Origin of the sequence: uncultured Pseudophaeobacter sp., from assembly GCA_905479575.1 — a bacterium.
Classification (GTDB): Bacteria; Pseudomonadota; Alphaproteobacteria; order Rhodobacterales; family Rhodobacteraceae; genus Pseudophaeobacter.
Genome location: CAJQNB010000044.1, coordinates 24,264 through 37,506, shown reverse-complemented (window position 1 = coordinate 37,506; position 13,243 = coordinate 24,264). Strand labels below are relative to the sequence as shown.

The window sequence follows — 13,243 nt, the reverse complement described above, 5'->3', positions numbered from 1 at the left end:
AGTAGCGAAAGCGCGGCAGTGTCGGTATTGTTCTTCATGGCGTGATCTCCCTGGCGGTTGCTGCCGCCGGTTGGGTGGGTTCAGTTCACCCGGAGATTACGCCACCTTCAAATTTCCACCACCTTCGCGACACGACCCGCACCCGCGCCAAATCAAATTGACGGGATGCCAAATAGGAAGTGACAGTAAAGGCCTGACTGCGCGACAGGCTGCGCGACAGCTCCTCTGAAATCAGTGATCCCAGCGGGGAGGCATCTTCACCTGGTGCCAATTGTACAAAGGGAAGCACCGCGATCAGCGGCAACAGGCTCTCGGGTCTTGGGCGTCGTTCTTGCTGAGGCGGCTTGCCATTGCGGGCCGAACTCCGGCCTATCTCGATCCGGGTGTGTTGCAGCCACCGGGCAAAATTCGCCTCATAGGGCAGTTCAAACCCTTCCATGAATTCAGCGTCGCGGGCGCAGTCCTCAAAGGCAACTCTGCTCAGGTCTAAGGTCACCCTCTCCCTATTGGCACTAATCACCGGTGCTATCGCAGGCCCCAAATGGCGTCTGAGTGTGGACAAGGCGGTTCTAAGGCTGGCTTTGGCCTGTTCGGGCTGCGCCAAACTCCACAGGGACTGCTCCAAAAAAGCGCGGGTTCGAACCCCCGACTCAGCCATGCACAACAAGGCTAATAGCGCCTGATGCTTTGCTCCCAACGGGATAGGCGTACCATCGCCCTGGGCAACGTTAAAAGCTCCAAACTGGCCGACGCGAAGCAGAATACTCATCACACACCCCAAAAAACACACGGAATGATTAAATTACAACAACACTTCCCTGAATTGTAAATCAAAAAATTTCAATAAATCGTAAATAAATATGGTTAATCCAAAAAACTGCGATTAACTATTTTACAACCTATTGAAATTTATACTTCAATATCAGACAGATAAACTTACTTTTTAAAATATCTTACAGGACTTATTTTACGGAATTCGCCCCCTCTCTGAACAATGCTCAAAGCTACAAGTACCAAGGAACCCATACAAATATCATAATTTCGAATCGCCGTTTCTACGCTGCCAAATGTTCTAAAAACCATCAGGCTTTGCGAGGTCAGGATCCATTAATCCTGCACCGCCAGTTTGTCATATCTAGTCTCTGACAAGAGGCATCTATAAAAAACTGTGGTTCTATTTCAATCAGATGTAACGCAGACAGAGGGAAACCCGTCAAACCCGCCACGCCAAGGGCGTGCCAATTTCTCATCGACGCTCCTTCAGGGCAACGGGCGGTCATTTCACTTCTTGTCAGCGTCTTGGGGTGCTTGCACATAAAACCACTATTCACGCCCCCCCAAAAAACAACTGGGATTTATCAAAATTCCGCTGACGGCGTAGGATTATTGGCTCCCGACCCTGCCAAAACTGCGACCGGGTGCGCCTACTCTTCAAAACTGGAGATAAAGCGGTAACCGGTTGGCGCCTTTTCAACCCTGCCAATGCCACCCTTTGGCAAATGATAGCCAATCAGCTGCATCTGATCATGTGACAGCATATCCAGCAAACGGAGCCGGGTTTTTGCCGCCAGATTAGCGTCCTGATCCGTGCCAATCGCCCATTCCGGCTGCGCAAAGCTGACGTGGTGATTACCAATTGCGTCTCCACCGATAAGAAGGCTTTGTTGCCCATCTCGCAGCTCAAACGACATGTGCCCTGGCGTATGCCCATGGCTTGCATGGGCTGCGACCCCAGGCAGGATCTCCTGGCCATCGCCAAATCTGCTGAGACGCTCTTCCATGACCTCCAGCCGCCGGAGTGCGCCCACCGCCATTGAAGCGCGATCCCCAGAAATTGTCGAAGCTGTGTTGGGATCAAACCAATAGGCCCATTCGGCCTCTCCCATCAGGTATTGGGCATTGGGAAACAAGGGGTCGTCAAAATCATCCAGAACGCCCCACAGATGATCCGGATGACAATGGGTAAAGACAACGTGGCTTATCTCGTCCGGGGTAACCCCTGCCGCGTCCAGCGCCGCTGTCAATTGCCCTGCGGTGTTTTGAAAACCTGGGCCGGATCCGGCATCAAACAGCACCAGCCGCCCCGCATGGCGCAACAACGTCACATTGAGTGGAGGATGCATCGGGCCTGCAGCGATCCCGCGCGCCTGCAGGATCTGGTCTACGGCCTCCGGGTCTAGACTCGCAAAAAGCAACGAGCGTGGCAGGGTCAAATGCCCGTCTGACAGGGTGGTTACTTGCATTTCTCCAAGTGTAAGCGACCTGGACATCCCTGTCTTTGCCCAGCTGGCTACTGGCAGCAACAGTCCTGCAGACATGGCGGCAGACACGCCTGTGATAAACTCGCGACGATTCACTGTCATCTTTCCCCCCCACAGATCTTGCAAAACACCGAGCTTTGCACGCATTCTCACATGCGAATTTATATTATTCCCCACATTTGGCAAGCTCGAGGCATCAACTGTCATTCCGCTCGATCGGCGAACCAGAAAACAAGCTGCCCAGGGAGCAAGAAAAAGGCCCGGCACACCTTAATCGGTGCCGGGCCTCTTGTGGTCTGACCTCTCCCCCGAGGGAGAGAAGTCGCTACTGGCGCAGGTTACTGGCGGCTCAGCTCTTTCCACTTGCCTGCTTCGACAACCGAAATCACGATGTCATCGGCACCACGGTGGTCATCAGCGCTGTAGGAGATCTGCGTATCGGTGAGTTCATCGAAATAGGCCAGAGACTCCATGCCTTTGACAAAAGCTTCCTGGGTCAGGTCCTGGCCTGCGGCTTCGAGCGCACGCACCACAGTATCTGCGGCCGAGTAGCCAAGCATGGCAAATCCACCGGCGGGCTGGCCGAACTTAGCCTCATAAGCCGCAATGAACTGGGCCGGAGCTTCCTCCTCGGCGCGGGCAACAAGATCCACCCAGCCAGCAGCGGCATAAAGCCCCTCGGTGACGCCACCTGGTACGGCAGCAACAACACCAAGGAAACCAGCCGAAGTATTAAGGAATTTGACGTCGGTCCAACCCAGTTTTTTGGCGGTGCCAACCACGGTAATCCCCTGGCGCACGCCCAGGCCCAAGGCAACGACGTCACATCCCGCAGCTTTCAACTTGGTCAACGAGCCAACAAAATCCAGCTCGTCTGGCTTGTGGCTGGTTTCCGCGGCGTATGTCAGGCCCAGTTTTTCAGCCGTTTCAACTGCACTTTCCTGGATTTCTTTGCCAAAATCCGAAGGAATATACATGCTGCAGATTTCTTTGGCGTCAAATTCGCCCGCCAGATAGGTTACACCCGCATCCACCTGATCATAGTAGCTGGAAAAGCCAATGAACTTGTTATCAACAGGATCCTGCAGCATCTGGCGCGCCGAGGACAGCGGCCCAACGTTTGGAATACCTTTGGGATCCAACAGTTTGAAACCGGCGATGTTCATCGGGGTGCCCAACGACAGCAACATGCCAAACACCTTGTCGCGGTTCAAAAGCTTGTTGTAGCCCTGCATCGCGCGGGGGATCTGATAGCCGTTGTCCTCAACAACAAAACGGATCTGGCGCCCATGGACACCCCCCGCCGCATTGGCTTCTTCAAAGCGCAGGTTCGCCCCGTTTGTGGCAGGTACGCCCACGGCAGCAAAGATACCGCTCAGGTCATTGACCGAGCCAAATACCACTTCGCTATCGGTCACGCCCTGGCTGTCGGCCTGTGCCGCAGAGCCTGCGCTCAAAGCCACAGCGCCGGCCATCAGTGTGCCCGCCATAAGCTTGGATGTAAGTGTCTTCATTTCCATTTCCTCCCTGGATTGGTTCGCAGCGTGTTCAGATCACGCCGTCAATACATGTCGTCGATCAGCGCTTTATGCTTTTTCTCCACAAAACTGCGTTTCAATTTCATCGTCGCCGTCAGCTCGTCATCTTCGGCGGTCAGCAGGACGTTGATCAGGCGGAAATCTTTGATCTGTTCCACCCGGGCAAAATCCTTGTTCACCGCTTCGACCTCTTGTCTGATCTGCGCGAGCACCTCCTCAGCAGCGCAGAGCGACGCAAAGTCACTAAAGGGTATCTTCCGGTCTTGGGCAAATTTTTCAACATTTTCCTGATCAATCATGATCAGACAGCTCAGGTATTTGCGCCCATCCCCGATCACCACCGCATCCGAGATGTAATGGCTGAACTTCAACCGGCTTTCGATTTCGGCCGGGGTGATGTTTTTGCCCCCCGCCGTGATGATAATATCCTTGATCCGGCCCGTGATGGTCAGATTGCCGGCCTCATCCACTCGGCCAACATCGCCTGTGCGCAACCAGCCATCGGCGGTAAAGGTTTCGGCGGTTTTTTCGTTGTTGCGCCAATAGCCCTGGAAGTTGTTCAACCCCAGCGTCTGGATCTCACCATCTTCGGCGATCCGCATCTGCACCCCCGGCACTGGATGGCCAACGGTTCCCGGCAGGTTTTGCTCCAGCGTGTTGATGGTCGCAATACCGGCGTTTTCGGTCATGCCATAGCCCTCAATCAGCGGCACACCAATGGACCAGTACCATTTCAGCAGCTCGGGCGAGATAGGGGCCGCCCCGGTGCCACCCCGGCGCATCTTGTCCATGCCCAGCATCCGGCGCAGGTTGCGTAGAACCATGAAGTCCCAGAAAGCATAGGCCGCCGCAACACCGGCTGGTGGCTCTTTGCCAACCATAACATATTCTGCCCGCGCCTGACCGGCCTTCATCGCCTGCTGAAAGGCCCAACGCCCCATTGGCGTGGCTTCCTGTGCCAGCACCAGAACCCGCGAATAGATTTTTTCCCAAACCCGTGGCACCGCAAAAAATGTCGCCGGAGACACCTCCTGCATATTGTCAAAAACCGTCTCCGAGCTTTCGGCAAAATTCACCGTGCTCGCGGCCCCCAAGGGGAAATAGACCGAAACATTGCGCTCCAGAATATGACACAGCGGCAAAAAGCAGAGTTGCTCATCCGTCGGGTTCACGGCCAGAGCTCGCGCCCCCGCCTCCATCGAGGCCATGATGTTCTCATGCCCCAACATGGCGCCTTTGGGCATGCCAGTGGTGCCGGAGGTATAGATCAGCATGGCTGTATCTTCCGGCTTGGACTTGGCAATCTCGGCCTCAAAGGCACCGGGGTTTTTAGCCTCATAGGCTTTGCCCAGTTCAACCAGATCTTCGATAAACATACATTTATCCTGCTGAAGATCATGCAAGCCATCGCGATCATAAATGATCACTTTGGCCAGATCTGGCACCTGATCAGCGATTTCCAGGTATTTATCCAGCTGTTCATCATTTTCAACAAACAGGAACCGGCTGCTACTGTCATTGACCAGATAGGCCAGTTGCGAGGCGGAATCCGTGGTATAGACACCGGAGGCGATGCCGCCGACGCCCTGCACACCCATATCCGTATAGAGCCATTCACGGCGATCTTCGCTCAGGATCGAGACCACTTCGCCGCGCGCCATTCCCAACGACAGCAGGCCAAGGCCAATCCATTTGGATTGTTCCCAATAGGTGGTCCAGGAATAGGATTTCCAGATCCCCATGTCCTTTTCACGATGTGCCGTGCGATCCTGCAGGGCCATGCAGCGGGCCTGAAACAGCTTGGGGATCGTGTCGCAGCCATCGACCAGAACCGGACGTTGGCCCGGTTCTGAATTGTAGGAGACGCCATTGATTTCGATCTGGGCGAGCCCGGTCTGCTTTCCGACTTGAATATTCATCTCTGCCCCTCCTAGCGCCATGTTTTCTTGCGTTTCCAGCGCTTCTCGCCGCGCTGGCCCTCTTCCTGATGGCCCAGGTAGAAAGACTTGATATCATCGCTTTCCATCAGCCGATCAGCAGAGCCATCCATCACGATCCGACCGATCTCCATCACATAGCCCACATCTGCCAGGTCGAGCGCGATACGGGCGTTTTGCTCCACCAGCATCATGGTCACGTGCTCTTCGGTGTTGAGACGACGCAGAATGGCAAAGATTTCCTGCACCAGCAGCGGAGACAGACCCAGGCTGGGTTCGTCCAGTAGCATGATCTGCGGCCGCAGCATCAACCCGCGCCCAATCGCCAACATCTGCTGTTGCCCGCCCGACAGGGTGCCGGCCTCCTGGTTGCGACGTTCAGCCAGAATCGGAAAGTAGTCAAAGACCATCTCGCGGTCGCGCTCGATCTCGGCCTTATCTGACCGGGTATAGGCGCCAAGGCTGAGGTTTTCGTCGATGGTGAGTAGCGGAAAAACCTCGCGCCCTTCGGGAACATGCACAATGCCATGTTCAACGATACGATGGGGTTCCTGGCCCTGAATGGGCTTGCCGTTGAACAGCACCTCGCCCTTTTCAGGGTCCATGATGCCCGAGATGGTTTTCAGCAGGGTCGATTTCCCGGCGCCATTGGCGCCCAGCACGGTGACTATCTGCCCCTTGTCGACCTTGAGCGACACCCCCCGGATGGCCATGATCGGCCCGTAAAAGCTTTCGAGGTTTTTGATTTCCAGCAAAGGTTCACCCATTAGACTGCCCCCGCGCCAAGATAGGCCTCGATCACGGCCGGATTGGCCTGGACTTCAGCCGGTGTGCCCTCGGCCAGTTTGGCGCCATCGGCCAGGGCCAGCACCCTGTCAGACACTCCCGAAACCAACCCCATGTCATGTTCCACCATCAAAACAGTGATCCCCATCTGTTTGCGGATGTCATCAATCCACCAGCGCATGTCCTGGGTTTCCTCAACCGACAGGCCCGAAGCGGGCTCATCCAGCAAAAGCAGGCGCGGTTTTGAGGCAAGCGCACGCCCCAGTTCAACCACCTTGCGCACCCCGTAAGGCAGCCCGGCGATCATCTTGTTGCGGTAGGGCTGCAGATCTAGGAAATCGATCACCTCCTCAACCGCCTCCCGGTGGTGCTCTTCTTCGCGGCGGACACGCGGCGCAAAGAACATCTCTTCCAATAGCGTGGTCTTGCGGTGGCGATGGCGCCCTACCAGCAGGTTTTGCAACACCGTGGCATGCTCGAACAGCTCAATATTCTGAAAGGTCCGGGCAATGCCAAGATCGGCAACCTGATCCGCCTCGCGCTCCAGCAGGTTGTTGCCAGCAAAGGTGAACGTGCCGGCAAAAGGCTCATAAAAGCGCGAAATCAGGTTAAAGGCGGTGGACTTACCCGCGCCGTTAGGTCCGACGATGGCGTAGACTTCGCCCTCCTCAACCGAAAAGCTGAGATCATTGACCGCCACCACGCCACCAAATTTGAGCGTGGCATTTTTGATTTCCAAAAGGCTCATCTCAGGCGCTCCGTCTTCAGGTAGGATTTCTGGCGGCGGAACATGTCCTTGCGCGCAAATGGGAACAGCTCAAACCAGGTGCGGATCTTGAGCCATCGCCCGTAGATCCCCATCGGTTCAAACATGATGAACAGGATCAGGATCAGGCCAAAGACGCCTGTCTCCAGCCCTGGAATGGCGACACCACTGCCAACGACATTGTCCTTCAGGATCGACAAGGCCTGCGGCAGGAAGGCGACGACCACGGCGCCAAAGAATGCCCCGTGAATGGATCCAAGCCCGCCAATCACGATCATCATCAACAGGGTGATGGAAATCACCAGGCTGAAGGTCTCGTTGTTGAAGGTGCCGGCATAGTAGCCCATCAAAGCGCCGGACCAGCCGGTGATCATGCATGACAGGCCAAAGGCTTTGCCCTTGGTGCGGGCAATATGCACGCCCATGGCGGTGGCCGACACTTCGCTGTCCCGCACCGCGGCAAAGGCACGGCCCAGTGGCGAGCGCAGCAAGTTGCGATAAAACAGGGTGCAGATGATGGTGACCACCAGGACCAGATAGTAGAACCGCGATGGCATCGACCAGCGTTCGATCTCAAACCCAAAGATGGTGATCATCTCCGGGAATTTGCCGGAAACACCGCCGCTCCAGTGTTCGGTCAAAACAATGATGTCATCGGCCAGAACCGACAGGGCAATGGTGGCAATCGCCAGATAAATCCCGTGCAGCCGCAAGACCGGAACGGCAATCAACAGGCCGACAAACCCGGTGATGATCCCCGCCAATGGGAAGGCGATGATAAAGGGCACGCCCTGTTCGATCAGGATGGTATTGGCATAGCAGCCGATCGCCAGAAACGCGGCGTGGCCCAGGCTCGCCTGACCCGTCTGGCCGGTCAGCAGCATCAGGCCGAGGCCGGCAATCGCCCAGATCAGCACATTGGTGACCTCGCCCAGGTAGAACTCATCCAGCAGGTAGGGCAATCCAAAGGCCAGCGCCAGAAGCGCACCATAGACACAGAGCGTCCAGCGGTCTGGGAACAGTCGAATGTCGTGCACGTAGGATGTTTTGAAATGAATACGCATGAGCTTATACCTTCTTCACGCGGACCTGGCTGAACAGACCGTGGGGTCTGAAGATCAGCACAGCCAGCAACAGGGCATAGGGCGCAATTTGTGAGTAGCCGGCAGCCAGGTAGCGCGCCGCAAAGGGCTCGATCACCCCAACGATAAGACCACCCGCCAGGGCACCGGGAAGCGAGCCAAAGCCGCCAATCACCGCCGCCGCAAAGGCCTTGATCCCCAACAAACCGGCATTCGGATCAATGGCACCCTTGGAGGCAAACAAGATACCCGCAACCGCAGCCGTGGCACCGGACAGCCCCCAGATCAATCCCTGAACGCGCTTGACCGGAATACCCATGAAATAGGCCGCCATCTGGTTTTGACTTGCCGCCTGCATTGCCAGCCCAAGCTTGGTGCGCTGGAAGAACTGGTACAAGAAAAAGGTCAACAGGAAGGTCACAACGATGATGGCAAGATCCGCCATACCCAGAACAACGCCGCCGATATGCAGATCGCCCAGCGCCAGAGGACTTTCTAAGGTTTGAGGCTCATGCCCCCAAATCAAACCGGCGACAAAGCGCAGGACAAACCCCATGGCAATCGTCAGGATCACCACCGCTGTCTGGTTCTGGCCAAAGAGATGGCGCAAAACAAAAAGGTCCAGCAGATAGCCAAACACCGCCATGATCGAAATCGTCAGCGGCGCGGCGATCCAGAACGGCAAATGCATGTATTCCGCATTGGTCAGACCAAGGCTTACAAAAGCCCCAATCATCATAAAGTCCCCCTGGGCGAAATTCACCGCCTCAGTGGCTTTGTAGATCAACACGAACCCAAGCGCGATGAGGCCGTAAACACAGCCATTCGCAAGCCCACTGATCAAGAGCTGCAATACTTCCAAATTTTCCTCCCCCCGCTCCTAAAGAACGGCTCCTTGCCCGAACGCAGCCGGGCCTTAGCGCTTTTTTTCGGGTTTTCCGGCTGCCTCCTGTAGCTGCGGAATCCCAAGCGTCTAAAAACAGACTACTGAGTATGTTTTTGACCTGTCAATCGGCGGGACCCAGCGTCAGACTGTCAAAAAGTGTCTATTTTTCGCCTCCCTGTCCCCCTAGGCTGATTCTCAGATCCTACCAGCCTGCTTTATTGTGCGGTCCCCTTAGCCGTGCTGTTCTGGGTCCTATTTTACCGCCCCACCGCACCTGGGGGTGCCTCGGTCCTGCGTCTAATGCGGTGACCGGACTGGCGTCAGCAGCTTCCCGAACCGTCCCGGTCGGCGCACCGGTGCCTGCGGCTTTTTCTCTATACCACTTGTCTGACGCAGCCCGGCAGTGAAACAGCTAGCGACGCCCAGATTGATCGCCCAGATTATTCGCCCCGATTATTCTCTCGGGGCAACGGCTTGTGGATTGCCTGTTATCCGGGCAGTCTGATAGGCCAAGATCCAACCTGAAATGCAGGCAGACCTTAGATGTTAGAACAGATCAGCACCTCAAAAAGCGAGATCCTGGATGCCGCCGCCCATTGTTTTATGACTCTGGGCGTTGAAAGCGCCTCTGTGGATGATATCGCGGCGCAGCTGGGCTCTACCAAGGGGCGGATCTACCACCACTTCCCATCCAAAGGCGCTCTTCTTGCAGCGGTACAACTGCGCGCAGCTGAGTTTACCTACAGAGCCGTGGAGGGGCTTATTGATGCCAACCTGCCGGCGGTCAAATCGCTCGACAGGATGGCGCGCGGTCACATCTACGAAGTGTTGAACTCGCTGGCCTATCACAAGGTCATCCTGCAAACCTACACCGCCGGTACCCAAGCCAAAAAGATGAGCCGGGTAGAAATGGACCTTCAGGAGCAAATTCGCACCGGACACCGCCAGTATGAAATGCTGTTTCGAACCGAAGTGGCACGCGGAATTTCAGAAGGTAGTTTTCAAGACCGCAACCTGACCGCCGCGGTGGCAGGCCTGTTGCTGGTCCTCAACTCGCCAGTGTTCTGGTTCCGGCCAGAACGCGGTGCCTCGCAGGAATTTATCGACACAATTGCCCGTGATATCAGCAGCATGGCACTGGCCAGCCTGCGCGCCTGACCCGGCAGTTCACGCCGCAATCCTATTCCGACAAAGAGCACAGCCCCCGCAGGCAGCTACAAAACCGAGCCCCGGTTGCCGACAGCTGGTGCTCACTGCGAATACACAGCCCCACCGGCCCCTGGGTGCTGGTGGTGTCCAGGGGCAGCTGCTGCATTGCCCCCGCCGCCAGATCCGCCTGCACCACGCCCTGGCTGATGAACCATACGGCACCGTGGTCCAGCACAAAGCGCCGCCCAAAGGTGGCAGAAACCGTTTCGATAGGCGCCTGAGGCATCATCAGACCTTGCTCCAGAAACATATGTTCCACCAGGGGACGAATGATCGACCCCGGTGAGGGCATCAACACCGGAGAGGACTGCAGCGCGCCCTCCGGCAGATGGCTGCTGCCCGCCAGGGGATGTCCTGTGGCCACAACCACGGCAACGCGTTCATGAAACAGCGGTTCAAAATCAATCCCCACCATGCGCTCGGGTGCGGGCAACCGCCCCACTACCAAATCCAGATCGCCGCGGCGCAGCTGATCCAGCAGATATTGATTGTCCCCGGTGGTGACTGAAAACCGGCTGCGCCCCATGCCTGCCTCCAGCTGAGCCAAAGCATCCGGCACCAAAGTGGCAGAAACCGTCGGCAGGGCACCTATCCGCAGCTGCGGCCCCTCACCCGCGTCCAGCCCCTGCAACATCGCAACCCCGTCGCGCGCCAAGGCCAGGCTGCGCCCCGCGTGATGGCGAAACATCTCCCCATAAGGCGACAGACGGATGCCCCGACCATGACGCTCCACTAGGGGCTTGCCGCAGACGGCTTCCAGCTCGCGCAGGGCGCGGGTGACAGCAGGCTGCGTCATACCCAGCGCCTCCGCCGCCTGGGTCACGCTGGTTTGGCGCGCCACTTCGACAAAGACTTCGAGATGGCGCAGTTTGAGATGAGCAGATAAACGCATATCATTTTCGCAATGCAAATATGTAAAAAATCGCATTATACAGCACAATTTTGATATGTGATACTCCTCGCAAGCCCCCAATCAGAGGACTGCACCGGATGAGCAACGACAGATACAATCAGGGCATGGTGACCCGGCGCGCCGTTCTGGGCGACGCCCATGTGGACCGCGCCGAGGCCGCCAAGACCGATATGGATCAGGCTTTTCAAACCCTGATCACCGAAGGCGCCTGGGGCACGGTTTGGTCTTCGGATGCCATTGCACCGCGTGAGCGCTCGATGTTGACCCTGGCCCTGCTGGCCGCGCTGGGCAACTTTGACGAAATTCCCATGCATATCCGCGCCACTGCCCGCACCGGCGCCAGCAAAAGCGACGTGTTGGAGGCCTTCCAGCATGTGGCGATCTATGCCGGCGTGCCGCGCGCCAATCATGCGCTGAAACTCGCCAAACAAACCTACGAAGAAATGGAAGCCGACGCCGCAGCAGCCAAGGCCTGAGGAGGAAGACCACTATGACCAAAGCACCAGCAAAACAGGGTGAGTTTTATCAGCGTGATCGCCGCTGGCACCCCCCGGCCTATGACAAAGACTACAAGACCTCTGTGGCGCGCTCGCCCAAACTGGCGCTGATCAGTCTGGAAAACACCCCCAGCGAGATCACCGGACCACGCTTTGGTCACAGCGACATGACACCGATCGACAACGATCTGTTGTCCAACTATGCCCAGCCAGATCAAAGCCCCATCGGTGAGCGCATCATCGTGCATGGCCGGGTGTTGGATGAAAACGCCCGCCCAGTGCCCAATACGCTGGTCGAGATCTGGCAGGCCAATGCCAGTGGCCGCTACCGCCACAAGAAAGACAGCTATCTCGGTGCCATCGACCCGAACTTTGGTGGCTGTGGTCGCACCATGACCGATGAAAACGGCTATTACTATTTCCGCACCGTGAAACCCGGTGCCTACCCCTGGCGCAACTGGGTCAACGACTGGCGGCCCGCGCATATTCACGTCTCGGTCTTTGGCTCGGGCTTTGCCCAGCGGCTGATTACTCAGCTTTATTTTGAGGGCGACCCGCTGGTCAAAACCTGCCCCATCGTGGCGACAATCCCGGACCCGGACGCCATCGAGCAGCTGATTGCCAAGCTCGACATGAATGCGACGATTCCGCTGGATACCATCGCTTATAAATTCGACATCGTGCTGCGCGGCCGTCGCTCTACCCTATTTGAAAACCGCCTGGAGGGGAACTAATGCCACAATCACTTGAATATCTGAAAGAAACCCCTTCGCAGACCGCTGGCCCCTACGTGCATATTGGCCTTGCCCCCGGCGCGGCTGGGTTCCAGATCTACGATCAGGAACTGGGCCAGGACATCGCAGGGCCAAATGCCAAGGGCGAGCGGATCCGTGTCGAAGGTCTGGTCATCGACGGCACCGGGTCGCCGGTCAAGGACGTGCTGCTGGAGGTCTGGCAGGCCAATGCCGATGGGATCTATCCGCACCCCGAACATGCCGGCCATGACACCGTCGAAGACGGCTTTCGTGGCTGGGGCCGGGTAATCACCAACTTTGAGACTGGCGAATGGGCTTTTGACACGATCAAACCCGGTGGCCTGATGGGGCGCAATGGTCAGATGATGGCCCCCCATATCAACCTGTGGATCGTGGCACGCGGCATCAATGTGGGGCTGAATACCCGGCTCTACTTTGACGATGAGGCAGAGGCCAACGCAGCCGACCCGGTGATCAATGTGGTTGAGTGGGAAAAGCGCCGCAAAACCCTGATCGCAAAACGCAGTGAACGTGACGGCCAGACCGTGTATCGGTTTGACATCCGCCTGCAGGGCGACGACGAAACCGTGTTTTTTGATATCTAAGGGAGCCT

Annotated in this window: 13 protein-coding genes; 4 read left to right on the top strand and 9 right to left on the bottom strand. The window is 56.8% G+C overall.

All coding sequences use genetic code 11. The annotated features are described in order from the left end of the window. Positions 1 to 85: 85 nt before the first annotated feature. The 8 genes from QZ268_RS12910 to QZ268_RS12875 all read right to left on the bottom strand — a co-directional run bounded on the left by QZ268_RS12910 (position 86) and on the right by QZ268_RS12875 (position 9,232). Positions 86 to 496 carry a hypothetical protein gene (locus tag QZ268_RS12910; RefSeq protein ID WP_295453243.1) on the bottom strand — a complete coding sequence of 137 codons (411 nt, stop codon included), beginning with the start codon at positions 494 to 496 and terminating at the stop codon, positions 86 to 88. A gap of 928 nt (positions 497 to 1,424) precedes the next feature. Further along, positions 1,425 to 2,363 (bottom strand): MBL fold metallo-hydrolase, encoded by a 939-nt coding sequence (locus tag QZ268_RS12905; RefSeq protein WP_295453241.1) that lies wholly within the window; start codon positions 2,361 to 2,363, stop codon positions 1,425 to 1,427. A 236-nt stretch (positions 2,364 to 2,599) separates the two neighbouring features. Next, positions 2,600 to 3,775 carry an ABC transporter substrate-binding protein gene (locus tag QZ268_RS12900; protein ID WP_295453240.1) on the bottom strand — a complete coding sequence of 392 codons (1,176 nt, stop codon included), beginning with the start codon at positions 3,773 to 3,775 and terminating at the stop codon, positions 2,600 to 2,602. A gap of 47 nt (positions 3,776 to 3,822) precedes the next feature. Then, a complete protein-coding gene (locus QZ268_RS12895) occupies positions 3,823 to 5,718 on the bottom strand; it encodes a long-chain fatty acid--CoA ligase (RefSeq protein WP_295453238.1) in 1,896 nt (631 codons plus the stop codon). Between the two features lie 11 nt (positions 5,719 to 5,729). After that, on the bottom strand, positions 5,730 to 6,503 hold the full coding sequence (locus QZ268_RS12890) for an ABC transporter ATP-binding protein (protein WP_295453235.1): 774 nt from the start codon (positions 6,501 to 6,503) through the stop codon (positions 5,730 to 5,732). Beyond that, complete coding sequence (locus tag QZ268_RS12885) at positions 6,503 to 7,270, bottom strand: ABC transporter ATP-binding protein (protein WP_295453234.1); 768 nt, start codon at positions 7,268 to 7,270, stop codon at positions 6,503 to 6,505. The genes QZ268_RS12890 and QZ268_RS12885 overlap by 1 nt, the downstream gene beginning before the upstream one ends. Beyond that, positions 7,267 to 8,352, bottom strand: coding sequence for a branched-chain amino acid ABC transporter permease (locus tag QZ268_RS12880; RefSeq protein ID WP_295453231.1), 1,086 nt, complete (start codon positions 8,350 to 8,352; stop codon positions 7,267 to 7,269). The genes QZ268_RS12885 and QZ268_RS12880 overlap by 4 nt, the downstream gene beginning before the upstream one ends. Before the next feature lie 4 nt (positions 8,353 to 8,356). Next, entirely contained in the window at positions 8,357 to 9,232 is an 876-nt protein-coding gene (locus tag QZ268_RS12875; RefSeq protein ID WP_295453229.1) for a branched-chain amino acid ABC transporter permease, read from the bottom strand. A gap of 567 nt (positions 9,233 to 9,799) precedes the next feature. On the opposite strand from QZ268_RS12875, the gene QZ268_RS12870 reads away from it, so the two are divergent. Continuing rightward, on the top strand, positions 9,800 to 10,414 hold the full coding sequence (locus QZ268_RS12870) for a TetR/AcrR family transcriptional regulator (protein WP_295453226.1): 615 nt from the start codon (positions 9,800 to 9,802) through the stop codon (positions 10,412 to 10,414). 22 nt (positions 10,415 to 10,436) lie between these two features. On the opposite strand, the gene pcaQ is transcribed toward QZ268_RS12870, so the two are convergent. Continuing rightward, entirely contained in the window at positions 10,437 to 11,357 is a 921-nt protein-coding gene (gene pcaQ / locus QZ268_RS12865) for a pca operon transcription factor PcaQ (protein ID WP_295453224.1), read from the bottom strand. Positions 11,358 to 11,455: 98 nt separating this feature from the next. On the opposite strand from pcaQ, the gene pcaC reads away from it, so the two are divergent. Genes pcaC through pcaG form a run of 3 tightly spaced genes read left to right on the top strand, consistent with a single transcriptional unit; the run spans position 11,456 to position 13,235 of the window. Then, a complete protein-coding gene (gene pcaC / locus QZ268_RS12860; RefSeq protein WP_295453221.1) occupies positions 11,456 to 11,854 on the top strand; it encodes a 4-carboxymuconolactone decarboxylase in 399 nt (132 codons plus the stop codon). A gap of 14 nt (positions 11,855 to 11,868) precedes the next feature. Next, positions 11,869 to 12,609, top strand: coding sequence for a protocatechuate 3,4-dioxygenase subunit beta (gene pcaH / locus QZ268_RS12855; protein WP_295453218.1), 741 nt, complete (start codon positions 11,869 to 11,871; stop codon positions 12,607 to 12,609). After that, the gene (gene pcaG / locus QZ268_RS12850) at positions 12,609 to 13,235 is read left to right on the top strand and encodes a protocatechuate 3,4-dioxygenase subunit alpha (RefSeq protein WP_295453216.1); all 627 of its coding nucleotides are present in this window, start codon (positions 12,609 to 12,611) and stop codon (positions 13,233 to 13,235) included. Before pcaH ends, pcaG begins: the two co-directional genes overlap by 1 nt. Positions 13,236 to 13,243: the final 8 nt, after the last annotated feature.

Coding starts and splice junctions, on each gene's coding strand:
- QZ268_RS12905 (WP_295453241.1), bottom strand. CDS start 2,363: ATGACAGTGAATCGTCGCGAGTTTATCACAGGCGTGTCTGCCGCCATG.
- QZ268_RS12900 (WP_295453240.1), bottom strand. CDS start 3,775: ATGAAGACACTTACATCCAAGCTTATGGCGGGCACACTGATGGCCGGC.
- QZ268_RS12895 (WP_295453238.1), bottom strand. CDS start 5,718: ATGAATATTCAAGTCGGAAAGCAGACCGGGCTCGCCCAGATCGAAATC.
- QZ268_RS12890 (WP_295453235.1), bottom strand. CDS start 6,503: ATGGGTGAACCTTTGCTGGAAATCAAAAACCTCGAAAGCTTTTACGGG.
- QZ268_RS12885 (WP_295453234.1), bottom strand. CDS start 7,270: ATGAGCCTTTTGGAAATCAAAAATGCCACGCTCAAATTTGGTGGCGTG.
- QZ268_RS12880 (WP_295453231.1), bottom strand. CDS start 8,352: ATGCGTATTCATTTCAAAACATCCTACGTGCACGACATTCGACTGTTC.
- QZ268_RS12870 (WP_295453226.1), top strand. CDS start 9,800: ATGTTAGAACAGATCAGCACCTCAAAAAGCGAGATCCTGGATGCCGCC.
- pcaQ (WP_295453224.1), bottom strand. CDS start 11,357: ATGCGTTTATCTGCTCATCTCAAACTGCGCCATCTCGAAGTCTTTGTC.
- pcaC (WP_295453221.1), top strand. CDS start 11,456: ATGAGCAACGACAGATACAATCAGGGCATGGTGACCCGGCGCGCCGTT.
- pcaH (WP_295453218.1), top strand. CDS start 11,869: ATGACCAAAGCACCAGCAAAACAGGGTGAGTTTTATCAGCGTGATCGC.
- pcaG (WP_295453216.1), top strand. CDS start 12,609: ATGCCACAATCACTTGAATATCTGAAAGAAACCCCTTCGCAGACCGCT.